The organism is Ferruginibacter yonginensis (assembly GCF_042651465.1).
Lineage (GTDB): Bacteria > Bacteroidota > Bacteroidia > Chitinophagales > Chitinophagaceae > Ferruginibacter > Ferruginibacter yonginensis.
On the sequence record NZ_JBHSCZ010000001.1, the window covers coordinates 12,425 to 39,045 of the forward strand.

At 37.5% G+C, this 26,621-nt stretch carries 25 protein-coding genes; all 25 read left to right on the forward strand.

Features of this window, described 5'->3' with window-relative positions:
* Window positions 1–124: 124 nt before the first annotated feature.
* The 25 genes from ACFOWM_RS00025 to ACFOWM_RS00145 all read left to right on the forward strand — a co-directional run bounded on the left by ACFOWM_RS00025 (window position 125) and on the right by ACFOWM_RS00145 (window position 26,620).
* Entirely contained in the window at window positions 125–3,241 is a 3,117-nt protein-coding gene (locus ACFOWM_RS00025) for a beta strand repeat-containing protein (RefSeq protein WP_379705235.1), read from the forward strand.
* Between the two features lie 227 nt (window positions 3,242–3,468).
* Window positions 3,469–3,681, forward strand: coding sequence for a hypothetical protein (locus tag ACFOWM_RS00030; protein ID WP_379705238.1), 213 nt, complete (start codon window positions 3,469–3,471; stop codon window positions 3,679–3,681).
* 124 nt (window positions 3,682–3,805) lie between these two features.
* Window positions 3,806–4,621 (forward strand): polysaccharide biosynthesis/export family protein, encoded by an 816-nt coding sequence (locus ACFOWM_RS00035; protein ID WP_379705241.1) that lies wholly within the window; start codon window positions 3,806–3,808, stop codon window positions 4,619–4,621.
* A gap of 5 nt (window positions 4,622–4,626) precedes the next feature.
* The gene (locus ACFOWM_RS00040) at window positions 4,627–7,065 is read left to right on the forward strand and encodes a polysaccharide biosynthesis tyrosine autokinase (RefSeq protein WP_379705244.1); all 2,439 of its coding nucleotides are present in this window, start codon (window positions 4,627–4,629) and stop codon (window positions 7,063–7,065) included.
* Between the two features lie 235 nt (window positions 7,066–7,300).
* On the forward strand, window positions 7,301–7,825 hold the full coding sequence (gene nusG, locus ACFOWM_RS00045) for a transcription termination/antitermination protein NusG (protein ID WP_379705247.1): 525 nt from the start codon (window positions 7,301–7,303) through the stop codon (window positions 7,823–7,825).
* 6 nt (window positions 7,826–7,831) lie between these two features.
* Window positions 7,832–8,800 carry a GDP-L-fucose synthase family protein gene (locus tag ACFOWM_RS00050; protein WP_379705250.1) on the forward strand — a complete coding sequence of 323 codons (969 nt, stop codon included), beginning with the start codon at window positions 7,832–7,834 and terminating at the stop codon, window positions 8,798–8,800.
* A gap of 6 nt (window positions 8,801–8,806) precedes the next feature.
* Window positions 8,807–10,597, forward strand: a complete 1,791-nt coding sequence (asnB, locus tag ACFOWM_RS00055) for an asparagine synthase (glutamine-hydrolyzing) (protein ID WP_379705253.1) — start codon at window positions 8,807–8,809, stop codon at window positions 10,595–10,597.
* A gap of 58 nt (window positions 10,598–10,655) precedes the next feature.
* Window positions 10,656–11,777 carry a glycosyltransferase family 4 protein gene (locus ACFOWM_RS00060; protein WP_379705256.1) on the forward strand — a complete coding sequence of 374 codons (1,122 nt, stop codon included), beginning with the start codon at window positions 10,656–10,658 and terminating at the stop codon, window positions 11,775–11,777.
* Between the two features lie 170 nt (window positions 11,778–11,947).
* Window positions 11,948–12,181: a hypothetical protein gene (locus ACFOWM_RS00065; RefSeq protein ID WP_379705259.1), complete on the forward strand. Its 234-nt coding sequence runs from the start codon at window positions 11,948–11,950 to the stop codon at window positions 12,179–12,181.
* Window positions 12,178–12,360, forward strand: coding sequence for a hypothetical protein (locus tag ACFOWM_RS00070; RefSeq protein ID WP_379705262.1), 183 nt, complete (start codon window positions 12,178–12,180; stop codon window positions 12,358–12,360). Before ACFOWM_RS00065 ends, ACFOWM_RS00070 begins: the two co-directional genes overlap by 4 nt.
* A gap of 117 nt (window positions 12,361–12,477) precedes the next feature.
* Entirely contained in the window at window positions 12,478–13,350 is an 873-nt protein-coding gene (locus ACFOWM_RS00075; protein ID WP_379705265.1) for an ABC transporter permease, read from the forward strand.
* A gap of 264 nt (window positions 13,351–13,614) precedes the next feature.
* A complete protein-coding gene (locus ACFOWM_RS00080) occupies window positions 13,615–13,968 on the forward strand; it encodes a four helix bundle protein (RefSeq protein ID WP_379705268.1) in 354 nt (117 codons plus the stop codon).
* Between the two features lie 210 nt (window positions 13,969–14,178).
* Complete coding sequence (locus ACFOWM_RS00085; RefSeq protein WP_379705271.1) at window positions 14,179–14,760, forward strand: acyltransferase; 582 nt, start codon at window positions 14,179–14,181, stop codon at window positions 14,758–14,760.
* 170 nt (window positions 14,761–14,930) lie between these two features.
* Window positions 14,931–16,232, forward strand: a complete 1,302-nt coding sequence (locus ACFOWM_RS00090) for an ABC transporter ATP-binding protein (RefSeq protein ID WP_379705274.1) — start codon at window positions 14,931–14,933, stop codon at window positions 16,230–16,232.
* 3 nt (window positions 16,233–16,235) lie between these two features.
* A complete protein-coding gene (locus tag ACFOWM_RS00095) occupies window positions 16,236–16,988 on the forward strand; it encodes a class I SAM-dependent methyltransferase (RefSeq protein ID WP_379705277.1) in 753 nt (250 codons plus the stop codon).
* A gap of 4 nt (window positions 16,989–16,992) precedes the next feature.
* Window positions 16,993–18,054, forward strand: a complete 1,062-nt coding sequence (locus tag ACFOWM_RS00100) for a glycosyltransferase family 2 protein (RefSeq protein WP_379705280.1) — start codon at window positions 16,993–16,995, stop codon at window positions 18,052–18,054.
* 3 nt (window positions 18,055–18,057) lie between these two features.
* Window positions 18,058–19,242, forward strand: a complete 1,185-nt coding sequence (locus ACFOWM_RS00105) for a glycosyltransferase family 4 protein (protein ID WP_379705283.1) — start codon at window positions 18,058–18,060, stop codon at window positions 19,240–19,242.
* A complete protein-coding gene (locus tag ACFOWM_RS00110) occupies window positions 19,235–20,194 on the forward strand; it encodes a hypothetical protein (RefSeq protein WP_379705286.1) in 960 nt (319 codons plus the stop codon). Before ACFOWM_RS00105 ends, ACFOWM_RS00110 begins: the two co-directional genes overlap by 8 nt.
* Before the next feature lie 50 nt (window positions 20,195–20,244).
* Window positions 20,245–20,841, forward strand: a complete 597-nt coding sequence (locus ACFOWM_RS00115) for an acyltransferase (RefSeq protein ID WP_379708251.1) — start codon at window positions 20,245–20,247, stop codon at window positions 20,839–20,841.
* Entirely contained in the window at window positions 20,838–21,728 is an 891-nt protein-coding gene (locus tag ACFOWM_RS00120) for an NAD-dependent epimerase/dehydratase family protein (RefSeq protein ID WP_379705289.1), read from the forward strand. The genes ACFOWM_RS00115 and ACFOWM_RS00120 overlap by 4 nt, the downstream gene beginning before the upstream one ends.
* The gene (locus ACFOWM_RS00125) at window positions 21,707–22,876 is read left to right on the forward strand and encodes a glycosyltransferase (RefSeq protein WP_379705292.1); all 1,170 of its coding nucleotides are present in this window, start codon (window positions 21,707–21,709) and stop codon (window positions 22,874–22,876) included. Before ACFOWM_RS00120 ends, ACFOWM_RS00125 begins: the two co-directional genes overlap by 22 nt.
* Window positions 22,877–22,906: 30 nt before the next feature.
* A complete protein-coding gene (locus ACFOWM_RS00130; RefSeq protein ID WP_379705295.1) occupies window positions 22,907–23,860 on the forward strand; it encodes a glycosyltransferase family 2 protein in 954 nt (317 codons plus the stop codon).
* A gap of 43 nt (window positions 23,861–23,903) precedes the next feature.
* On the forward strand, window positions 23,904–24,770 hold the full coding sequence (locus ACFOWM_RS00135; protein ID WP_379705298.1) for a glycosyltransferase family 2 protein: 867 nt from the start codon (window positions 23,904–23,906) through the stop codon (window positions 24,768–24,770).
* Between the two features lie 39 nt (window positions 24,771–24,809).
* On the forward strand, window positions 24,810–25,757 hold the full coding sequence (locus ACFOWM_RS00140) for a glycosyltransferase family 2 protein (protein ID WP_379705301.1): 948 nt from the start codon (window positions 24,810–24,812) through the stop codon (window positions 25,755–25,757).
* The gene (locus ACFOWM_RS00145; protein ID WP_379705303.1) at window positions 25,754–26,620 is read left to right on the forward strand and encodes a glycosyltransferase; all 867 of its coding nucleotides are present in this window, start codon (window positions 25,754–25,756) and stop codon (window positions 26,618–26,620) included. Before ACFOWM_RS00140 ends, ACFOWM_RS00145 begins: the two co-directional genes overlap by 4 nt.
* The last annotated feature ends 1 nt before the right edge of the window (window position 26,621 follow it).

The following is a 26,621-nucleotide window of genomic DNA, read 5'->3' on the forward strand; positions in this document are numbered from 1 at the left end:
TTCCTCCAACCATCCTTCTTAAAGCTAGTATTTAAACTCAATCTCTCTTACTCATCACTTTTTTGAGTGCATTGCTTTGCATTGCCGTTTTATGTTTTGTATTTAATTTTTTAATTATATGTTTATGAGAAGAGTTTTACTAGTATTCACAATTCTTGTTTTTGTTTTACAAGCTAGCGCAGCAACACGTACTTGGAGAGGTAGAGGATATACGGGTGGGGGAGCAACAGGTGGAACTGATTTGAATGCTGCTGCAAACTGGAACGGTGGGACAGCATTGTTGACAACAGATGATTATGTAATCAATCTTAATAACAACAATACCAATACAGCATTAACGCTTTCAGCAAATTTTGTTTGTAATTCTTTAACAATAAATGCAAACTTGACCGATTTAACGAATGCTAGTGGTAACACTTTCTCTCTAACGCTTGGCTCATTTGATTTATCAATTGCAGGTAATTTTGCAGTTACAAACAGTGCTGCTGATGCAAACGATAATGGTTTAAGGCCATATGTGATGACATTCACTATACCGGCTAATAGGACAATAACAATAGGAGGTAATTTTTCTTTAAGTAATAGTGATATTTCTCTTTCTGATAATTCCATAACATTCGAAAATAATGGTACAGTTTCAGTTACAGGTACTACTACTCTTACCTCTAACAACACTGGTACGTCTAGCTTGAATGCTTTATTAGTTGGTAATGCTCCTGCCAATTTTGTTTTAAATGGTGCTGTTTCATTTGGAGGTGTTGGAACAAATGACGTAAATAATCGTAACAGATTTGGTTGTTTGGTAGCTGCCAATACGGGTAGTTTTACTTTTAGAAATAATGTGACTTTTGGAGCAAATTCTTCAGTTAATACAATTTTTACTGATGGAACTGTTGTTTTTGACGGTACTGCTAATCAAACACTTACTTATAATAACACAGCTGTATATATCAGATTGCCCAATGTAATTATCGGTTCAACCAACAATCCAACATTGGTTTTGGCAGGATCTGTAACCCCAGATAATATTCTTCAAAATCTTACTATTAATGGTAGTGCGACTTTGGATTTAAATTCTCGTCAATGGAATAGACATACGAATGGAGGTGCATTTAATTTAAAAAATACAGCTACTTTACTATTAGGAGCGAATACAAGTTCAAATGCTACAACAGTTGGTACAGCTACTTTAATCGCTGGCAGTAATTTTCCATCAGGTTTTACAACTTATACTTTAGATTCTACGAGTACGGTTCATTTTAATTTAGCAGGCGCTCAAACAGTACCCGGTACTACACAAGGTATTACCAGCTATGGTAACCTTACTTTAACCGGTAATACAAAAACACTGGGTGCTGATATTGCAATTTTCAGAAATTTGAATATTGCTGCCAATACAACATTTGCGTTAGGTAATTTCAATACCACTTTACGATCAAATAGTCAAACTACGGCTAATATAACATCAATACCAACTACAGCCAATATCACTTATGGTACTGGTAGGTTTAATATTGAGCGTTACTTGTTCGCTAAAAAATCATGGCGTTCGTTAGCTACACCTATTGACCCTACCGATGCTACTACAATAACCCAAGCTTGGAGAGAAAACGGTAGTGCATTAACTTCTACTGGTTTTGGTACACAAATAAGTGGCCCAGCAAGTTACATAGGCATGGATCAAACCACTGTAAGGGGATCTATGAAAAGTTTCAATATGGCACTAGGTGATTTTGTTGAAGTTACCAATACTGGTAATGCTATTTACAACGCATCAGGTTATTTTGTTTTTGTGAGGGGCGATAGGGCTGTAAATACAACAGGTACTACGGGTGCTACCACCCTTCGTATGAGTGGTAGAATCGTTAGAAATGATCAAGCTTACAATATTACCGCCAATAAGTTTATATCAATCGGTAACCCTTATGCATCAAGGGTAGATGTTCGTAACTTAACCTTTGGTGGAGGTGCGGTACAATCATTTTATGTGTGGAACCCTAACGCTCCAGGCAGTTATAATGTAGGAGGTTACCAAGTATATGTGAAAGAAATTGCTGGTACTAACTACCGTTTGAATGGTTTACCATTGGGTGCTATCAATAATTTTATAGAAAGTGGTCAGGCGGTATTTTTCCAAGCCAACGGATCAGCTGGTACAGTCACTTTTACGGAAGCTAGTAAAGCAAGTGGCAGTAGTTTGGTGAGCAGAATGGGTTCAATGGAACGTCCGGGTGCAACTACACCTAGTTTAGCCATTAATTTAAAAACTACTGATGTTGATGGTACTCAATTTGATGCTGATGGCATTGTGGTAGATTTTGATGCCAATTTTACAAATACTATTGATGAAAACGATGTACGTAAAGTGAGTAATACCGTTGATAACTTATCAATGCGTAGCAACGGTGTGTTATTAACGGCTGATAGAAGAGTTTTGTTGCGCAACAATGACACCATCTTCTTAAATATTGCAGGTTTACGTACTGCTAATTATAGTTTTTCTATTGACCCATCATTGATAGATGGGTTAGGTTTAGAAGCGTTTTTGGTAGATGCTTTTTTAGGTACGCAAACACCGGTTAGCTTAACTGATGTTACTACTATTAATTTTGCTACCACCACTGATGCTGCAAGTAAGGCTAATACTCGTTTTATGTTGGTATTTAAACCAGCAGCTGTATTGCCAGTAACTTTCACAACTATTACGGCGGTAAGAGACGCTATTAACAAGCAAGTAGCAGTACGTTGGAATGTTGCTACGGAAATTAACATCACTCGTTATGAGGTAGAACGTAGTGCTACCGGTACTGGTTTTGCTCCGATTGCTACTGTTAATCCTATCAGTAATAATGGCGTTGCGGTGAGCTACAGCATTAACGATGCAGCGGCATTAGCTACCACTAATTTCTACAGGGTAAAAGCAATTAGCAACAATGGTACGGTACAATACAGTGCGGTGGTAAAAGTAGCGGCTTTACCAACTGCTAGTGGTTTTGTGGTGTACCCTAACCCAGTAGTAGGCAACACTATTAACTTGCAAGCCAACCAAGTAACCAAGGGTGCGTACAACGTACAATTGGTAAACCAAGCTGGTCAAATTGTTTACAAAGGTTTATTGAACATCAATAGTGACAACCAATCAACTTCGTTAGTGTTGGATGCTGCTACTGCTGCAGGAGTGTATACGTTGGTGTTAGATAATGACCAACAAAAAGTATCACTACAAGTATTGGTTCGATAAATGATACATTTTTTAAAAAGGGCGAATTTCTTCATGTTCGCCCTTTTTTCATACCTGCGTATTTATTCTTTCAGCAGGCCTACCATCTTACACTATTTAATTGTAGCAATAAAACAGCACTATTTACGTTAACAATACATTGTTCACATTATCGTAATTGTGCTATTTTGTTTACATAGAATTCATAAACAAAGCTTATTTTTGACAATTATAATCATACATTACTGATGAAGTATATCAAATCATTTTTAGTTATCGTGTTGGTTGCATTACTGCCAATATTGGGTTGGGCACAGCCAGCGGATCCATGTACTGACCCTGCAGATCCTTGTCCGGTTGACAATGGCACTATTTTTTTTATAGCGATTGTTTTTTCATTGATTGCGTATAAAGTTTACCGTGTTCGTTTTAGTGCTTCATCAGCTGCGCCATTATCTTAATTAATACCCTTATGCAAATTAATAGGCTGTTATTTAGCTAATAGTTTTATTATATTTGTTTTTTAACTGCATCGTATTTTTTAAAGATATAAGGGTGGCGTTTTATAACGCCCAACGTCATACAATGATTTCATATTACATCCAATTATTGCATACATCCTATCGCTCTGCCAGCTTAATTTTAGGCTTTTTAGCTGTCATTTTTTTGGGTACTTCTTGTAGTACCACTAAGCCTTCTGCTTACTTTACCACTATACCAAAAGATACCACTATACAGCAATTTGTAACTAATAATTACGAATCAAAAATTGTTGCAGGCGATGTATTGTCTGTTTTGGTAAGTAGTTTGAGTACAGAGGAAGATGCGATATTTAATAAACCTATTACTGCTTTGGCTGCTGCTGGTAGTAACCCTACCACCGCAGGTTATTTGGTACAGCCTGATGGCAGTATTTTTTTACATCGTTTAGGGAAAATCACCGCTGCTGGTACAACACGTAAAGTATTGGCATTACAGATTGCAGAGCAGCTGCGCCCTTTTATGAAAGAACCCATTGTTCAAGTAAATTATGTAAACCATAAAGTAACCATTTTAGGTGAAGTTGGTAAAGCACAAGTGTTACAATTGCCAGAAGAGCAAATTTCAATTATTGATGCGTTGGTGTTAAGTGGCGATATTAATGCCAGTGGTAATAGAAAAGATGTGATGGTTATTAGAGAAGAAGGTAATACCAAAAGCGTAAAGCATTTGAATTTAGAAGATGCTGCTATTTTTACATCGCCTTGGTATTATGTAAAACCAAATGATATCGTTTTAGTGAGTGCAGATAATAGTAAGTTTCGAAAAGAAGAGAACCGACGCAATTTGCAAACCAATATCACTTTGGTAGCAACAGGTTTATCTTTATTAATTATCATCATTGATAGGGTTATTAAATAATTGTCATGAGCCAAAGTGAAGATTCATTTTTCAGTGATAAACCACAAACCAATCTATTAGCACAGATTGTACATCGTTATTTACCTTTTTGGCCTATGTTGGCCATTTTTATAACCGTAGCTGTTAGTATTTCTTATGTGTATTTGCGTTCGCAAAACAAAGTTTATGTAGCAGCTGCTAAGGTATTGCTGAAAGATCCTCAAAAAGGTACTGGTGATAGCAAAGTGTTAGATGCCTTAAATATTTTTAGCGAAAAAAAAATTGTAGAGAATGAGATTTTGGTATTGCGTTCTACCAGTATTGTACAAGAAGTAGTGAAGCAATTAGATTTGTATACCACTATTTACAATGAAGGCAAGGTTCAAACAGAAGAATTGTATGGCAGCAATGCACCTTTATATTTTGAGGCGGTGTATAAAGACAGTGCCATTAATGGTGGCGGTAAAATGTCGTTAGATATTGATTGGAAAAATAATCAATACACATTAGACAAAGCTACACATCGTTTTACTGATATTATTACAGTTGCTGGTACCGCATACAGGGTTAAGGTAAATGATGGTTATAATAAGGCTGCTATTGGTAAAAATTATTTTGTAATTTTTAATGATTTAGGTTCAGCTGCTGGCGGTATAATTGGCTCATTAAGGGCCGCACCCATTTCATTTTCATCAACTGTAATTGATGTTAGTTTAGAAACAGCCGTACCAGAAAAAGGTATTAAAATTCTGAACAAATTATTTGAAGTTTACAACATTGCTGGCGTTGCCGATAAAAACCAAATAGCTAACAGAACATTGCGGTTTATTGAAGATCGATTAGCTGAAGTAACGGCACAGTTAGATAGTGTAGAAAGAAGTGAAGAAGGCTTGCGTTCAAGAGAAGGAATTACTGATATTTCTGCACAAGGCACTCAATATGCCACCACACTGCAAGAGTTAGATCGTCAAAAAACAGCCAACGATTTACAGTTGGAAGTGTTGAATAATGTACAAAGCTACATCAACAGTAAAGGTAGAAAGCCTGGTACGGTGCCATCGCAACAAGTGGTTTCAGATGCAACCTTAACAAGTTTGTTGTCACAATTGTATAATGCTGAGTTTGATTTAGATAAGCTCCGTACCACTGCCGGTGAGCAAAGTGAGAGTGTACAATTAGCGGAGCAGCGCATTGTTCGTTTAAAAAATGACATTAAAGAAAACATCAATAATATAAGAACGACCTATCAAATAGAGCGTAATAATATTATGGCCAATATCAATTTAAACAATGGATTGTTGGCTCGATTACCCGGTAAAGAAAGGGCTTTATTAGCTATTAGTAGGCAACAAGCCATTAAGAACAATATTTATACTTTGTTGTTGAATAAACGTGAAGAAGCTGCTATTTCATCTGCATCTACCACTCCCGATTTAAGGGTTTTGGAAAATGGTTACTCATACGGACCTATAAGACCTATCCCTAAAAACTATTATTTAACAGGGTTATTGTGTGGCTTATTGGCATTTTTACTTTTTGTACAATTGAATGAACCGTTGAGTTCGAAAGTATTGTTTAGGGCAGAGATAGAAGATAAAACCAAAGTGCCTGTAATTGGTGAAATTATACAAACCAACGATAAAAATAATATTGCTATTACTGATGGTAAACGCACTGTTGTAGCTGAACAAATACGTTCGCTACGTACCAATTTGAATTATATAGGCTTGAATGAAACCAATAAAGTATTGTTGGTTACTTCCAGTATTTCGGGTGAGGGTAAAAGTTTTGTGGCAACTAACTTGGCATTGAGTTTTACCTTAACGGGTAAAAAAGTGGCTTTGTTAGAAATGGATTTGCGTAAGCCCAAATTGAGTAAAGCATTGGGTGTAAAACGTGACCCTGGTATTTCAAGTTATTTAATAGGTAAGAGCAGTTTAGATGAAATAATAAAACCTACCATGTACCAAAACTTGTTTTTGGTAACGGCTGGTCCTATTCCACCTAACCCCACTGAATTGATAGGTAAGCCAAGTTTTGGAGAGATGATGGAAGCTTTGAAAGAGCGTTTTGATTATGTAATTATTGACTCTGCACCTATTGCCCCTGTAACCGATTCTCAATTATTGAAACCTTATGTACATACAACCATTTTTGTGGTAAGGCATGATGTTACACCTTCGGTATTTTTAAAAATGATTGATGGGTTGAAGAGAGATGGCAAGTTTAATAATATGTGTGTGGTGTTTAATGGGGTAAAACCAAGGGGAACATCTTTCCTTAATTATGGTATGGGTGGTTATGGCAATGGTTATGGTTACGGTTACGGATACGGCTATGGTTATGGTTACGGATATGGTAGTGAAGCAAGCAGTTATTATATAGCCGATGGTGATTCGCCTGGTTTTAAAAACTTGTTTGGTTTTATGGGCTTTATAAAAAAGTTATTTAAAAAGCGTCGATAAAATCCCTGTTAAAAACAGTGATGTCACTTTTAATTTTGATACCCGTTGTATGAAAATTTATGACCATTTTTTGTTTGTTCTTCAGTACGGTTAAGTATAACATGTGACTGAGGAACAGCGAAGCTTTGTGCCAACTGTAAGCAACAACGTCTTTTAAACATTTCATTATACCAATGGTTTCACTTTTAAAAGTGCCCATTATTTTAATTTGAATGAACCCTAAAAATAAACAACCATGGAGGCATCTGGTAACTGGTATGTGGTGTACACTCGACCAAGATGGGAAAAAAAAGTTGCAGCCACTTTATTGCATGAAGGTATTGAACATTATTGTCCGCTTAACAAGGTAACCAAGCAGTGGAGTGATCGCAAAAAAATAGTGATGGAACCCTTGTTTAAAGGCTATGTATTTGTAAGGCCTGTGCAAGTAAATAAGTGGGATTTGAAAAAGATTGATGGCATCATCAATTTTGTGTATTGGGATAAAAAATTAGCTCAAATAAAAGAGCAAGAAATAGACACTATAAAACGTTTTTTACACCAGTTTAAAGAAGTAACTGTGGTAACTACCCATGCAGCATTGGCCGATGAAGTGTTGGTGAACCAAGGCTTGTTTATGGATTTAAAAGGTTTGGTGATCGAAACATTTGGCAACAAAGCCAAAGTAAAAATTGATAGCATGGGCGTTAGTTTAATTGCCACATTTGATATAAAAAATTTAACACCAATACGAAAAGCACCACCAAAGGGTGATCAATAAATCAATATGAAATACAACGATAGGATATATGTTGCAGGGCACAATGGATTGGTAGGAAGTGCATTGGTACGATTGTTACAAAAAGAAGGTTACCAAAACATTATTACCGCAAGTTCATCGGAACTTGATTTGAGAGATCAGCAAGCCGTAAGGGCATTTTTTGCCCAAGTACAACCGCAGTATGTATTTTTAGCAGCTGCAAAAGTGGGCGGCATTTTAGCCAACAAAACGTATGGTGGCGATTTTATTTATGATAATTTGGCGGTGCAAAATAATGTGATACATGAATCATATAAAAGCGGTGTCACAAAATTATTGTTTTTAGGAAGTAGTTGCATCTACCCAAAATTATCACCTCAACCCATTAAAGAAGCTTATTTAATGACGGGGCCTTTGGAGCCTACCAATTCACCCTATGCCATGGCTAAGTTGGCAGGTATTGAAATGTGTAAAGCATACAACTTGCAATATGGCTGTAAGTTTATTAGTGTGATGCCAACTAATTTGTATGGCCCGGGTGATAATTATGATTTAGCCAATGCGCATGTTTTACCTGCTTTAATACGCAAATTTCATGAGGCAACGGTCAACAAAGCGCCAAATGTTACTATTTGGGGAACGGGTACGCCACGTAGGGAGTTTTTGCATGTAGATGATATGGCTAGTGCTTGCTATTTTTTAATGCAGCATTATGATGATGCTCAAAATATTGTGAATGTTGGTTGTGGTGAAGATCATTCCATTAAAGATATGGCCTTGGCCATTAAATCAATCACTGCTTACGAAGGTGACTTACTATTTGATACCAGTAAGCCCGATGGTACTATGCAGAAATTGTTAGATGTACAAAAATTGCAACAATTAGGCTGGAGTTACGCCATTGATTTGTTGAGTGGGTTAAAAGCTACTTACAAAGATTTTAAAAATAACTACGATTATTACATTAACAAACAACATAAAAATACCGTACACTAATTAGGCATGTGTAGAATAGCCGGTATTTATAATAACAGTTGGACTAACGAGCAATTGCAAGCCAGCGTACAACAAATGTGCGATGTATTGCAACATGGTGGGCCTGATGATGGTGGTATATATAATGCCACCAATGCTGCATTGGTATTGGGTAATAGGCGTTTGGCTTTGCTTGATTTAACCAGTGCTGGTCACCAACCCATGCACTATCAACAACGGTACACCATCACTTACAATGGTGAGTTGTACAATTTTACCACATTAAAAAATGAATTGATTGGGCTAGGGCATACCTTTAGCAACCATACTGATACTGAAGTTATTTTAGCTGCATTTGCACAATGGCATACTGCCGCATTTGCTAAGTTTAATGGCATGTTCGCTTTTGCCTTGTGGGATGCCGTAACCCAAGAATTATTTTTGGTAAGAGATAAAATGGGTATTAAACCGCTCTACTACGCTCTTGAAAATGAAGCCTTGTATTTTGCATCGGAGGTAAGGGCTTTTGCATCTTTATCATTTTTACAAGCACCATTTACCAATGCCCCTATTTATCAGATGGCTTATGGTTTTATACCTGAACCTTTTACTACCAAAGCCGCTGTAAAAATGTTGCCCAAAGGTTGTTATTTAAAAATGGCCATTGCAAGTGGTACACATTCTATTCAAAATTATTATTTTCTGCCATTTGGTAATGGACTTACCCAAAGCGCTATTGCTGAACAAGAAATAAAAAATAGTGTAACAAACGCTGTTGCACGGCAACAAATTGCTGATGCACCATTAGGGGTATTTTTAAGCGGTGGTATTGATTCGTCTATTTTAGCTTTATTAGCTGCTAACAACCGTACGCAACCCTTACATACCTTATCTATTTATTTTGATGATGCTCAGTACTCCGAACAACCGTTTCAGCAACTGATTGCTGATACTATTAAGAGCGAACATCATCCTATATTATTAAAGGAAGCTGATTTTCATGCTTATTTTGAAACGGTACTACATGCAATGGATATGCCGAGCTGCGATGGTATCAATACTTGGTTCATTAGCAAGTTTGCAAAAGAGCAGGGTTTAAAAGCCGTGTTATCTGGTATTGGGGCCGATGAATTGTTTGGTGGTTATCCATCGTTTCATCGTATACAAAAAGCCATGCATTTGCAAAGTTTACCCGCTGGCGTATTAAAAAATGTAGGGAAGTTTGCAGGCCAAAAATACAATCGTATAGGTTACCTAAAAATCAAAGACATACGAGGGTTGTATTTGTTTTTGAGGGGGCATTTTGCGCCAGACGAAATAGCAGCGCATTTAGGTGCCTATGAGGCAGATGTATGGAAAGTGTTGGAACAATATAGTGTAATGCCTCAGTTAGAAAACATGGATTCAAAAAATGTGGCAAGTTGGCTAGAGTTGACTATTTACATGAAAAACCAATTGTTGAGAGATGCGGATGTGATGAGCATGGCCAATAGTATTGAAATTAGGGTGCCATTTTTAGATGATGCAGTGGTAAATACTGCTTTACAAATTGAAGCTTCTGTAAAATATGCTGGTACAAAACCTAAGCAAATATTAATTAATAGTTTTAATGATATACTACCAACTGCCATTTGGGATAGGCCTAAAATGGGTTTTAGTTTCCCTTTTCAGCAATGGTTACAAAACAGTCCGTTTATAAAAGAATTAGCACATCACCACAATAATGCTACTAAAAATGCGTATAATGCATTCAAGTCTGGTTCATTACATTGGAGCAAAGTGTTGTCGTTGTTACATATCAAAAAACATTTCAGTTAAAATATACCGTCAATTTTAAAAGATGGTATTTATTATTAATGAAAATGATTAGGTAACTATGCGAAACGAATTGTTGTTTTTAACCCTTAAAGTATTTTCTGCCACAGGTGGTATTGAAAAAGTATGCAGGGTAGCTGGCAAGGCTTTTTACGAATATGGCATTGAGCAATTGTGTTCGGTTCGCATATTTAGTATGCATGATGCTGATAGCGATGCCATTGACAATCATTATTTTCCAACAACGCATTTCAAAGGGTTTCAAGCTAATAAAATAGCATTTGTATTGGCTGCTATTAAAGCAGGTTGCAACAGCAACATAGTGGTGTTGAGTCATTTTAATTTGCTTTCAGTTGGTTGGCTTATTAAAAAATTATCGCCGCACACAAAAGTTTGTTTAATAGCGCATGGTATTGAGTTGTGGTATCCTTTGCCTAAGCATAAACGTAAAATGTTACAGGGAATAGATGGTATTTTTTCTGTGAGTCATTTTACCCAACAAACCATTATTCAACAACATGGTATCAATGCCCAAAAATGCAATGTATTGCATAATTGTTTGGATCCTTTTTTAGTAACATCCGACCAAGCTATTGATACAGATGGATTACGACAACGGTACGGTATTGCTGCAAATGATGCGGTAGTATTTACATTAACTCGGTTGAGTAAAGTAGATCGTTATAAGGGCTATGTTACGGTTATTGATGCCATGGTTACTTTAACGCATCACAACCAGTCGATCAAATATGTTATAGCTGGAAAATATACTAAGGATGAAAAGCAATTTTTAGATCAATACATTAATGATAGGGGCCTTAGCCAACATGTTATATTAACGGGGTACATACCCGATGACGCCTTGGCAGCTCATTTTAAAATGGCCGATGTATATACAATGCCGAGTGTAAAAGAGGGCTTTGGTATTGTATTTATTGAAGCTATGTTTTTTGGCTTGCCTGTTATTGCAGCTAATGTTGATGGCTCTGTAGATGCGTTGGCCAATGGTAGTTTAGGGCAACTTGTAACGCCTCATGCACCCCATTTGATAGCCACTGCCGTACAAAATGTACTGCATCATAAAGCTGCTTACCAACCTAACCATGCTTTGCTTATGAAAGCATTTAGTTACGAAACGTATAAAAGAAATTGGTACCAAATCTTGCAATCCAATAAAAATTAATTAAATTAGTAAATAGTTTAATTTATTTGTAATGCTTGGAGCACTGTTTAAAAATAAAGAGAAAAGAAAACGTTTTGCACATATTGGTGCCGGCGTAGTGATATTGATACATGCATATGAAAAGTATGAAGCTGGTCACCATTCCTATCAACTATTTTTAATAGCAGGTATTGTTTTTTTATGCATTGCTATTTTTTCATACCATTATTGAGCAAAAACTACCTTGGGTTGATGGTGTTTTTTTTGTTATTGAGGGTATTTTATCGTTGGTTGTTGCGTATGAATATTTTAGTGTGGGTAAAAAAGCCTTACCAATTACTTACTTACTGTTGAGTGTATTTCAGTTTTTTATGGCTTTTAAAAAAAGTAAACAAGGTATTACCCATCATAAATTAAATACATGAAAAACAGAAGGACCACCATTTTAGCTGTATTACTATTATTAGCTGTACTCAACTTTAGTAGACTTGCAAACAATGATTCCATTAGACCTATTCAATTTTTATCCATTTTTGTAATAGGTGCCTTAAGCGCCTTATTATTGAATGAATTTTTTGTATTGTTCAAAGCAAAGCGCTCCTAATAATTTTCTATTTAAATCGTTTCAATTGCTTATTACAAAACCGTCATTCGTTTTGTAGCACACCATTGGTATAGCTAATGGTTACTTTGCTTACAAGCATAATTATATTTATTTTACATGCATACTATTGAAAAAGATATCCCCGTTGTTACGCAATGGGATGAAGTGATTGTACCTTCCGCCTCCTTGTTTGATTTGCGGTTGAAGGAGGTTTGGCGTTACCGAGATTTATTACTCTTGTTTGTAAAAAGAGATTTTACTGCTCAATATAAACAAACCGTTTTAGGGCCACTTTGGCATTTTATACAACCTATTTTTACCACGGTTGTTTTTTTATTGGTGTTTCATAGTATCGCCAATATACCTACTGATGGTATTGAAGTGATCCCGTTTTATATGAGTGGTATTGCTATTTGGAATTATTTTTCGAGTTGCTTAACAGGTACCTCCAGTACGTTTGTAGCCAATGCTCATATTTTTGGTAAAGTGTATTTTCCTCGTATGGTTATTCCACTCAGTAATGTGATGAGTAATGTGGTAAAATTTGGTATTCAGTTTATTTTATTGTTGGCCGTAATGGTTTGGTTTGGATTTAAAACAGGTCATTTTTATATCAGTTTCACTTGGCTATTGTTACCTGTGTTGGTATTGATGATGGCTGGTATGGGACTAGGTTTGGGTATCATTATATCATCACTCACTACCAAGTACAGGGACTTTACCGTGTTGATTGGCTTTGCTGTTCAGTTGTTGATGTATGCTACGCCGGTGGTGTACCCATTATCATACCTTCAAAACAAAAGCTATCAATGGGTTATAGCAGCAAATCCATTAACACCTATTGTAGAAGCTTTTCGGTATGCGTTGTTTGGTAAAGGTAGTTTTGATGGTTTGCATTTAATGTATAGCGGTATTTTTATAATTGTTACATTGTTTATTGGAACCATGATTTTTAATAAAGTGGAGAGAGGATTTATGGATACGGTGTAGGATTGGGAATGAGGAATGATGAATGCAGAATGATGAATTATGAATGGTGAAAGATGAATGGTGAATGATGAATGATGAATTATGAATGGTGAAAGATGAATGGTGAATGATGAATGATGAATGCAGAATTATTAATTATGAATGTAGAATTATTAATTATAAATGGTGAATGATGAATGGTGATTGATATTCTTTGGTGGATTTTGAAGGATGCGTTTTAAATAATATATTAGAATTCATTTTTAATCAAAATAATGTACCGCCATGAAAAAGAATATGGTTCTTGAAAAAAGTTTTTCATTTTCCATTAACATCATCCACTTGTATAAATATTTGATTGAAGAACATAAAGAATACGTATTAGCAAAACAAGTGTTGCGAAGTGGTACATCTGTTGGTGCTAATATTCGTGAATCTCAAAATGCTGAAAGTAAAAAAGATTTTATTCATAAACTTGCCATCTCACAAAAAGAATGTGACGAGTCGATCTACTGGTTAGAACTGTTAGTTGCTACAAATTATATTTCTACAGAAAAGTTTAATACCTTATTTAATGAAGCTAGTCAATTGCATAAATTATTGAAGAGTATTATTTTGAGTGCGAAGAAGGGATTATGAATGATGAATGATGAATGATGAATGATGAATGATGAATGATGAATGATGAATGATGAATGATGAATGATGAATGCAATTTTTTATTAACTGAAAAAAGGTTACAACTACAAGTATAAAAAATTCATAATTATGCATTCATCATTCATAATTAAAGCAATATAAAAAATTCTTAATTATGCATTCATCATTCATCATTAATTAAAATAAAAAATGGGTTATAAAGCACACGAAACGGCAGTTATTGATGATGGGGCTGTAATAGGCGATAGTACTATAATTTGGCATTTTAGTCACGTTATGGGAGGAAGTGTAATTGGTAGTAATTGCTCGTTAGGACAAAACGTTGTGGTATTGCCGCAGGTGGTGATTGGTAATGGGGTTAAAATTCAAAACAATGTTTCCTTATATACTGGTGTTATTTGTGAAGATGAAGTGTTTGTTGGTCCGTCTGTAGTGTTTACCAATGTGATTAATCCACGTAGTGCTATTGTACGCAAACACGAATATAAAACTACCCTCGTACGCAAAGGAGCTAGCATTGGGGCCAACGCTACTATTGTTTGTGGTAATGAAATTGGTCGCTATGCTATGATAGGTGCCGGCGCTGTTATTACAAAACCTGTATTGCCTTATGCTTTGGTTGTAGGTAATCCGGCACAACAAATTGGTTGGGTGAGTGCTTACGGACATCGATTGCATTTTAATGAACATGGAGTGGCGGTTTGTGAGGAGAGTGGGGAAAGATATGCGTTGGTTAATGGGGAATGTAGGATGAGGAATGAGGAATTATGAATGATGAATTATGAATGGGGAATGATGAATGAGGAATAATGAATGATGAATGCAGAATTACGGTTTGGGGTAATGAGGAATGAGGAATGATGTATAATGAATGTTATATGAATAGTTCGTTTTTACTTTTACCTTTTAGTTATTAAGAATTTACACTTACAAAATAATACATGAGTACTGTTATACAGGTAGATAATATTTCAAAAATGTACCGCTTGGGTGAGGTGGGTACGGGTGCGTTGGCGCATGATGTAAACCGCTGGTGGCACAAAATTCGGGGTAAGGAAGATCCGTATTTAAAAATTGGTGAAACCAACGATCGTACAGCTAAAGGTAGCAGCGATTATGTATGGGCGTTGAAAGATATTAACTTTAATGTGCAGCAAGGCGAAGTGTTGGGTATTATTGGTCGTAATGGCGCTGGTAAAAGTACCTTGTTAAAAATATTGAGTAAAACCACCACACCTACTACCGGTACTATCAAAATAAAAGGTCGTATTGCAAGCTTACTAGAAGTGGGTACCGGCTTTCACCCTGAGTTGAGCGGCCGTGATAATATTTTTTTAAATGGCGCCATATTGGGCATGTCAAAAAATGAAATTCGTAGCAAGTTCGACGAAATTGTAGATTTTGCTGGGGTTGAACGTTACATTGATACACCTGTAAAGCGCTACAGTAGCGGTATGTACGTTCGTTTGGCTTTTGGGGTGGCTGCACATTTAGAACCCGAAATTTTGATTGTAGATGAAGTATTGGCCGTAGGCGATGCTGATTTCCAGAAAAAAGCCTTGGGCAAAATGAAGGAAGTGAGCCATCAATCGGGTAGAACGGTGTTGTTTGTGAGCCATAATATGGAAGCCATACAAAATTTATGTAAACGATCTATATTAATGGCGCAGGGCAGCATCGTTGAAGATGGTACTACTGCTAGTATTATCAATAGTTATTTATTAAAAAGCGATGGTGCCATTTCAAATTTTGAAGCTAGTACTGGTGTGTTTGATTTGAACCATAACGAGAGCAAAGTATATGATCGTGACTATGGTTTACTTGCTGCTCGTTTGTATGTAAATGGGGTTTCATCTATCCATTTTTATTCGGGAGCGTCTTGTTCAGTTGAAATTGATTTTGCAGTACCTAATGCCGTATCTGATTTGGTGATTGGTTTGGTAATTAAAGATAAGTTCAACAAACCCATCATGGCGGTTAATAACAAGCATTATGCTAAAAAATTATTTACACAACCAGTGAGTAAGGGTACTTTTCAAATAAACTTTCAGCAGTTGCCTGTTTACGGACAAGGTCGTTATCATTGCGATTTGTATTTGGGTACACAGGAGTATGATTACGACATTATTTACAATGCTTTTTATTTTGATTTAAATTCATCTGATCCATTATTATCGGGCTATTTACTCGATGATCAGTTGAATCAATTTTATTTTGACACGATTACATTTTCTGAAAAATAATATATGTATATCCACGAAACATCGGTACATAATACGCAAGCGGCTGAAGTAGTTGTTCCAATTATGATGCAACTTTTTCAACCACAATCTGTTTTAGATGTGGGCTGTGGTATTGGTACTTGGCTTAAAGTGTTTAAACACCATGGCGTTGATCATATCACCGGTATTGATGGTGATTATGTAAACCGTACACAGTTGTTTGAAAATATTACGACTGATACTTTTATTGCGGCTGATTTAACCCAACCCTTTGCAATTGGTAAGCAATTTGATCTGGCTATTTGCTTAGAAGTAGCTGAGCATTTACCGCCAGCAGCAGCGGCAGATTTTGTAAAGAGCATCTGTGCACATGCCGATACCGTTGTGTTTGGTGCGGCAGTACCCGGTCAGTGGGGACAACATCATTTAAACGAACAATGGCCAGCATATTGGATGTCGTTATTTGCTGCAGAAGGATTTGCTGCGTATGATTTGTTGCGTTCCTCCATATGGCACCACCCTCAAGTAGAGTGGTGGTACCAACAAAATATGTTGGTGTTTTCAAAAAAAGTATGGTCTGTGCCGGCGGTACCAGTAGCTTACGATGCTATTATTCACCCTGCGCATTTCAACCAAAAGCTACAGTATATTGCTCAATTAGCACAGCAACATCATGAAGCACAGCATGAGCTGGCTTTGTGGCAACAGGGTAAAAAAGGCGTTCGCCAACATTTTAAAAGTTTCAGCAAAGCCCTTGCTTCCAAATTTTTTAAATAACCAAATGGTACAATTCACTATAGTAATTGGATATCGCAATAGGGCCATTGATCGGGTACAACGGGCATTTGATGCTTTGGCAGCACAAACCTATACGCATTTTAAAGTGTTGTTGGTTGATTATGGTAGCGATGCTCCCCAAGCCACCGCTGTACAAACATTGCTTGCAAATTACCCTTTTGCTAATTATATATACAGTGATACCCGTGGTTGGTTTTGGAACCGGGCACATGCATTGAATACCGGTATTCAGCAAGCCGATGGCGATGTTGTATTGTTGTACGATATTGATTTATTGGTTGGTCCTGCATATTTAGCCGCTATAAGTCAGTTAAACTATACCCAACAATTTTATACGTTCAGTTGTTTTTATTTGCCTGAGCATTATGATGTAACCGCTGGTGATTGGGTTACCACTGGTGTTCATTACGAGCAAAATTATGTAGGACTTTGTGCTGTAGCCACTGCTGCGTTGCAAACTATACAAGGGTTTGATGAATATTATATGGTATGGGGTGCTGAGGATGATGATTTGTACCAACGTTTAACCCAACATGGGTTTTATAGAAATACGATGGGCGCTGCTGATTATTTAGTATTTCACCAATGGCATCCGGTTGAGTCGCCTCAAAAGCCGAGTTTATGGTACTTAACAATGGTGCAACATTTATATAATCATACAGCTGCTACCCGTACAGGGCCTTGGGGTGTAAAGGTACCTACTAGCGCAAGGATTTGTTTACCTGAATTACAAACAGCCACAGCAGCTGTTACTTATACGCCGCCTACTAATATATTTTTAACGTTCAATACATTTATTGCTGATTTTTTTGCGGCACCCAATGGGGTAGTACAAAAAGTAGTTTTTAACATATCAGGTTCTGCTACTGCCATGCCACAACGTAAGTGGTGGCAACGTAACACCATAACTTCTGCCCCAACAATCAATATGGTTGATGTGGTGCAGTTTGTGCAGTATTTTGTAGGGCTACATCGTACAGCATTGGCTGATTATTATGTGCAACAACAAGACGGTTCTTTAACTTTTATCTATCAAAAAAAATAGTAGATGTTGGTTGCAGCCTTGCTAAAATTATGGTGGCGTATACGTGGGTTGCGACAGCAAAAGGGAAGCCCTCATCAATTATTATTGGTGGCGGAGTTTGGCGAAAAAGGTGGTACCCGTACTTACTTATTTTCGCTGATACCATTTTTACAGCAGCAGGGGTATCATATTACTTTATTGGTAAGTGGCAATGGTATCGATGCTACTATGGCTGCTTGGCTTACCCAACAAGGTGTACCTTTGTTACATGCTCCTTTTGATTTTTGGTGTGTGCAATGGCATACTATACCCAAGGGTTTACATCGCCGGCATTTGTTGCGTTACCAAATAAAAGAGCTGCATTATTGGTGCGATTTAATTAGTACGCATCGCTTTGGTAGCCTATTGTTTAGTGTTGGCTACCCTGAGCAATATTTGTACAGTTTTTTACTACCACTCCCTATTACCTATGTATTGCATACGGCTACCCAACAGCCGCTTGATGGTATTAAATATAGGGTAGTGCAATATGGGTTGCGTAAGCAACAACAAATTATTACCGTATCACATGCAGCGCAACAACAGTTGTGGCAACATTGGTGCAAAGGGCAACCGCATAATGGTATACATGCAGTGTATAATAGTTATACACCTATACCATTATCGCCTGCTGTAGGTAAAGCCAAGCCTTTAATGGTGTTGACTATCGGCTCTTTGGAGCCTTATAAAAATCCACAGTTTTTTATAGCCGTTGCACAACAAGTGATGGCACAATTACCCGATGTACAGTTTGTTTGGGCTGGCGATGGTAGCTTAATGAACAGCAGTACCCAAGCCGTAGCCGGCAACAAAGGCATTCGTTTTATTGGTAATGTAGATGATGTGGTACATTGGTACCAACAAGCAACGGTGTATTTTCAACCAAGTTTATTGGAAAGTCATGGTATTGCAGTAGTTGGTGCCATGTGTCATGCTTTGCCATGTGTAGTAGCTAACCATGGTGGCTTACCTGAATCAGTGCTGCATCAAAAAACAGGCTATGTAGTACCTGTACAAGATACTGCTGCTGCCGTAGCCGCCTTGCTGCAATTGTTACAGCAACCTGCATTGTGTATGCAAATGGGTATGGCAGGGCAACAACGTTACCAACAATTATTTACTCCAATGCAATGGCAAGCTGCCATGCAATTATTGATACCACATGTTTAATACGCCCATTTTATTTATTGTATTTAACCGGTTGCATACTACGCAACAGGTATTTGAACGTATAAGAGCGGTACGTCCAAAATATTTATACATTGCAGCCGATGGGCCAAGACCAACCCATGCTGAAGATGCTGCAAAATGTACCGAAGTACGTGAGTGGTTGTTGGCTGCTATTGATTGGGAGGTAGAGTTACACACTTTATTTAGAACTGAAAATGTGGGTTGTGGTAAAGGTCCGGCTGGCGCTATTAGTTGGTTTTTTGAGCAGGTGGAGCAGGGTATTATTTTAGAAGATGATTGTTTGCCTTCTGCCTCTTTTTTTCCGTTTTGTGAAACTTTATTGGAGCGATATGCAACCAACAGTACCATACATTCCATAGCAGGTACTAATTTATTGCCACAGTTTAGCGCAACCGATGCTGATTATTTTTTTAGTTACCAATCGGGTATATGGGGTTGGGCTACATGGCGACGTAGTTGGTTATTGTATGATTATTATGCCACTGCCTGGGGCGATGTTACTGTGCAGGAAAAATTTAATAATTTTTTTACGCATGATAGAGAGCGTCAAGTTTATGTAAATGGTGTTAGTAAAGCATATCACGAAAGGAATGTTAGTTGGTGGGATTATCAATTTATATTTTCAAGAATCATAAATGGAAGCTATGGTATTATCCCCCAAAAAAACTTAATCAGCAATATTGGTTTTGGTGAAGAAGCTTCACACACATTTGACACTAATTCAGTGTTGGGTTTTTTACCTATTGATACCATTTCTTTTCCTATGGTTCATCCAAAAAGTATAGAAGTCTATCAACCTTATGATAATTTGTATCGTGATCAATTTTTTGCTGCATTACCAGATTTACAATCTCCCCAAATGTCATCTTCATTAATCACGAAATTGGTACAGCAAATAAAAAATAAAATAAAGCGTTTAATTAAAAAGTAAACGACTTTTTTAAAAAAAATATTATGGTTAAGCGTTTTATATGGTGGTTGATGCAACGTTATAAAGTGCATGAAATACTTGAGCAGCAGATAAATGCTACTAAAGTACTACGCTGCAACGAACAAGTAACTAATAATGGAGGTGTATTTCATTCTGAAGCTGTTGTTTACAATGGAAGTGGAGATATATCTAAAATTAAAATCAACAAGGGTACAAATGTTAGAGGTGAATTATTGGTTTTTAAATATGGAGGAAGCATATCAATAGGAGAGGATTGTTTTGTAGGAACGGGAAGTAAAATTTGGTCAGGAGAAAAAGTCATTATTGGCAATAATGTTTTGGTTTCTCACAATGTCAACATTATCGATACCAATAGCCATGAAATTGATGCACTTGAAAGAGCAGCTACATATAAGAAATTAATAATTGAAGGACATCCCACAGAAAAAGGTTCAATACAAACTGCACCTATAGTTATAGAAGATTATGCATGGATTAGTTTTAATGCCACTATTCTAAAAGGTGTTACTGTAGGAAAAGGTGCTATTGTAGCAGCAGGAAGTGTTGTTACAAAAGATGTACCTCCTTATGCTTTAGTAACTGGTAATCCTGCTAAAGTCATTAAAATGCTAAATGAACCAATATGAAAATTTTAGTAATCGGCTCAAAGGGTTTTATAGGCTCACATGTGCAACAGTATTTACATGTCCAAGGGTATGAAGTATGGGGTGCAGATGTTGTGGTAGATTATACGGCAGATCGTTATTTATTAATAGATGCTAGTAATGAGCAGTTCAAGGGTTTGTTTGGTGCACATCAGTTTGATGCTTGTATCAATTGTGGAGGCGCTGCAAGTGTAGCTGCCTCAGTAACACAACCCCAACGTGATTATTATTTGAATGTAAAGTTGGTGTTTGATGTTTTAGAAGCCATCAGAACTGAAAAACCTACTTGTAAATTTATACAGCTCAGCAGTGCAGCCGTTTACGGCAACCCTACCACGTTGCCAATAGCAGAAAATGCAGCAGCACAACCCATATCGCCCTATGGTTGGCATAAATACCAAAGTGAATTGTTGTGTAAGGAGTTTGCTCAACTTTACCAAGTGCCCACCATCGCATTGCGTATATTTTCAGCTTATGGTCCGGGTTTAAAAAAGCAATTATTATGGGATTGGTTTCAAAAAGCCCGTTTGCATGATACTGTTGCAGTATTTGGTAGTGGAGAAGAAAGCAGGGATTTTATTTATATCACCGATTTGGTAGCCGTTATAGCATTGGCCTTACAAAAGGCTGCTTTTGATGGCAGTACTGTAAATGTAGCCAATGGCACTGCATGGTATATTAAAGATGCGGCTGCGTTGTTTTTTGGTTATTTACAACAACCGTATCATTTTATGGGTACTACCCAAGCAGGTGATCCTATTAATTGGCAGGCTTCTATCCATACCATTCAACAATGGGGCTACCAACCACAAGTAAGCATACCACAAGGTTTTCAACAATACATCGCATGGGCAAAAGAATTTCGTTAGGTTTATTATTTACCGTTAATGAGGGTTGGATAGGTGGTACCTATTATATTTTAAACCTGATACATGCATTGGGTACATTGCCCGATGCGGAGCAGCCAAACCTTGTGATATTGAGCAATCGAACAGCTGATTACGAAGTGGCGCAGCAAACAGGGTATCGTTATTTGCAATACCGTAATCCTTATCAATACAAACGCAATTGGTTGGAAGCAGCGGTAAATAAGGGTTTACGTATGCTGTTAGGTAACGATGTAATTGACAAACGGTTGAGTGGTAAAGAAGTATCTGCTATTTTTCCGGCGGTTGATGATGCGGTGTTCGACCAAGTACCGCATAAAATATATTGGATGCCTGATTTTCAGCATTGTTATTATCCACAGTTTTTTGAAGCATGGGAGTTGGCACATCGCAATCAGTTTTTAGCCAAAGTAGGTGCTGGTAACAGCAGGTTAGTGTTGAGCAGTGCAGCAGCGGCGGCTGATTGGGCACAAACAGCTTTTCAAAAGCATTGTCCGGTTACCGTAATACCATTTGCAGTAACCCACCCACCAATAGATGGTTACGCAATTGAAACTTTGTTACAACAATTTGGTTTACCAGCTCAATATTTTATTGTATGCAATCAGTTTTGGCAACATAAAAATCATATGGTTGTATTGCAGGCCATACAGGCATTGCAACAGGCTGGGGTAACTTGCCATGTAGTGTTTACTGGTAAGCCCGATGATTATCGCAACCCTGGTTATTACAATCAATTACTTGCATTTATTGATGCAGCAGGTATTGCATCGCAGGTGCATTTATTGGGATTAATTGATAGGGGAGCACAACTGTGTTTAATGCAACATGCAGTAGCAGTAATACAACCTTCCTTATTTGAGGGATGGAGTACGGTGGTAGAAGATGCCAAGGCATTGGGTACAGCGGTTATAGCCTCTAACTTAGCGGTACATCAAGAGCAGTTGGGCAGTAATGGTACTTATTTTAATGCTACTGATGCTGAAGCGCTGGCTGAAATTATTGCTACTTATTTGCAGCAAGGCTCAAGCGTACCGCCTATTGATTATAGTTTACACATACAACAATTTGGTAAACGATTTTATAGCATGTTGCAACAAGTGGTTGCCGGCAATGAAGCTGGAGCATAGGCTTGTTTTTAATATTTTATTTGTATTTATATGCTGACCCATTACCCAACTATATCAATCATTACACCCTCTTATAACCAAGGGGCATATATAGAGCAAACCATTTTATCAATTATAAACCAAGGGTATCCTAACCTTGAGTATATTATTATTGATGGTGGCAGTACTGATGATACGGTACAAATCATTGAAAAATATGCTGCCCATATTACGTATTGGGTAAGTGAGCCAGATAAAGGGCAGAGTGATGCCATTAATAAAGGACTGGCCCATTGCACAGGTACTATTTTTAATTGGATTAATAGTGATGATTATTTGGAGCCGGGGGCATTGTTTGCTATTGCACATGCATTTATGCAACATCCGCAAGCATTGCAAGTAAGTGGTTATTGTCGCATTTTTGAAGAGGGTACCAATGCTACCATGCAATTGCACCGATGTATGTTATTTGCAGATACGGCTACCACCATTGTGGAGCAGCGTATCAATCAGCCTGGGGCATTTTATCAATTAGCGGTTGTAAAGGCATTGGGAGGCGTTAATACACAGTTGCACTATGTAATGGATTTGGCTTTGTGGTTGCGTTTTTTATGTGCTTATGGTCAAGAACGCATCGTGTTGATTGATGATACCATTGCTCATTTTAGGGTGCATCCTAACTCCAAAACAGCATCTTTTGAAGAGCGTTTCAGAAAAGAAAGTGCTGGCTTGTATCGGTCTATTTTATCTGATTTACAAGCAGCCCCTGCGTTGGTACAATACTTTGCAGTGAACGAACGCTATCAACCTGAACCATGGTCATATGCAGCCGTTCAAACAACTGAAATGGAACAAGCCATAGCAGCGTATTATATCTATCAATTTTATAAGGCTGGTGATTATGCTGCTACTAAAATAGCCATGCAGCGTTTAAGGCAACAAGGCAAGTTCCCTTTACATTGGAACCATTGCCGTATGCTATTAAAAGTATACACAGGTATTTAAAAGGCTGTTAAGTACAATTTTAAATTTTAATACAGGTTAAATAATGCAAACAACCACAGCATTGGTTTCGGTAATTATACCTTGTTACAACCAAGGGGCTTTTGTTATGGATGCTTTGGCATCGGTAGCGGCGCAAACCTATGTGCATTGGGAGGCTATTGTAGTAAACGATGGCTCCACCGATGCTGCAACGGTTGCCTTATTAGCGGAGTTACAGTTTCCACAAACGAGGGTGTTGCATACAAGTAATATGGGGTTGGCGCAGGCACGTAACAATGGTATTGCCGAAGCCAAGGGTACCTATATATTGCCTTTAGATGCTGATGATACCATTGCAAGCACCTATATAGAAAAGGCGGTTGCTCAATTTGAAAAGCACCCTACTACCATTTTAGTATATAGTAAAGCAGCATTTTTTGGTACTGAAACCGGTGAATGGTTGTTGCCAGATTTTTCAATGCAAACCATGTTGCAGCAGAATGTAATTTTTTGTTCGGCTATGTTCCGAAAATATGATTTTGAAAAAGTAGGAGGCTATGCCACTTATATGCGTTATGGTTGGGAAGATTGGGATTTGTGGTTGCGTATGCTGACCAATGGCGGTTTGGTGTATCGTATACCTGAGGTATTGTTTTATTACAGAAAACATGCTGTTTCAATGGTTGGTGATATTGCAGCAGATACAGCTAAGAGGGCATTTTTAGAGCAGCAATTAGTTATGCACCATGCGGCATTGTACCAACAGTATTATCCCGAGCCTATTACCATGTTACGGCGCTACCATCAACTGCAACAAGAAAAATTACAGTTTGAAAATGTGAAGCAACAGATATATAGCAGTATGAGTTATCAATTAGGTGCGGCACTGTTATGGCCTTTTAAGCAATTACAACGTTTGTTTAATAAATAACAACAACTTTATGTAGTATTTAGTACTTCATAACTATTTATGTTTATCACTGCCATTATACCCAACTACAATCATGCGCCTTATTTACAAGAGCGGCTAGAGAGTGTATTGCAACAAGATCGGCAGCCTGATGAGGTTATTATATTAGATGATTGCTCAACTGATAATAGTGTAGCCATAATTGAAGCATTTATAGCAGCACACCCAACAGTACAATTTGTACGCAATACAGTAAACAGCGGTAGCACATTTGCACAGTGGCAAAAAGGTATTGCAATAGCTAAAGGCGATTATATTTGGATGGCCGAATCTGATGATGTGGCTGCACCAGGTTTGTTAGCCGCTTTGGCTGATCGTATAATAACACAGCCCACTGCAGTGTTGGCTTATTGCCAAAGTGAGCGCATGAATAGCCTAGGTGTTATTACTGGTAGTTGGTTAGATTATACAGCAAGTTTACCAGATAGTTCGGTTTTTAATACCTCTTTTTTAATGGATGGTACTCGTTATTTGCAACAATTTTTAATACATCGTAATACTATTCCGAATGCTAGTGCAGTGTTGTTTTCCAAAAAAGCTTTTGAGCAAGTTGGCGGTGTCCCAAAGGGATTTACAACCAACGGCGATTGGTTGTTGTGGATACGTTTTGCTTTGGTTGGCGCCATTGCTTATGTAAATACACCCTATAATAAATTTAGGTATCACGATAGTAGTGTGATTGCAAAGGCGCATGCCGCTACCAGTAATGCTTATAAAGAACGTTATGATTATACCATGCGTATGCAACTTGTACCTTTTTTACAAGGACAAGCATTAGCCCCCATCAAAAAAATAAATAACTATTATATTGGGTTAGATATGGGCCAAAAGGGGTTGCATTGTTTACAACTTCGGCAATGGCTAAAAGGTTGGTATTGGGTAATAAAGGGAAGTGTGTATGGTGGATTTAAAACGGGGTTTATTAAAAAAGCCATCGGTATAATATGATCAGTGTAATTATTTGTTCTGTTGATGATGCTTTGTTGCAAGCCGTACGCCTTAATATAGCCCAAACCATTGGTGTGCCGCATGAAATATTGGTAGCGCATAACAAAGGGAGTGATGAAGGTATTTGTAGTGTATACAACAGGTTAGCTGCCACTGCACAATTTGCTTATGTATGTTTTATACATGAAGATGTGGTGTTGCATACTGCCGATTGGGGGCATATGTTGATGCAAGCTTTTGAAGATAATAAAGTAGGATTGGTAGGTATTTCAGGAACGGTGTACAAATCTGCCTATGCCGCTGTATGGTCGGCCTGTGATACGAGTTTATACCGTGTTACCGCCATACAACATTTTAAACAAAGTGGTAAGGTTGTACCAGCGCATTACAACCCACAACAAGAAAATTATAGTGCAGTAGCCGTTATTGATGGTGTATTAATGGCCACCACCAAAGTAATTTGGCAGCAACATCCATTTAATGAAGGGTTACTCAAAGGGTTTCATTGTTATGATATTGATTTTAGTTTACAAATTCACCAAGCTGGTTATCATATAAAAGTACTACAGCAAGTGTTGTTAGAACATTTTTCGGAAGGTAAGCTTAACGAGTCATGGTTGCTTGATAGTTTGGCGTTGCACAAGCGGTATGCTGGTTATTTGCCATTGGTTGTGGGTAATGTACCAAATGCCCTACAGCGGAAGAGTGACTACATGTCGTTGGTAGCTGTGCTCTCCATGTTGTTACAATACAAGGGTTATAAGGCCAAGGCATTGCGATATTATTTTTTATTGATTACACGATATTTTCAATACAACCGATTACAATTTACCAAGCAGGTTCTGCGGTATTTGGTAAAATAAA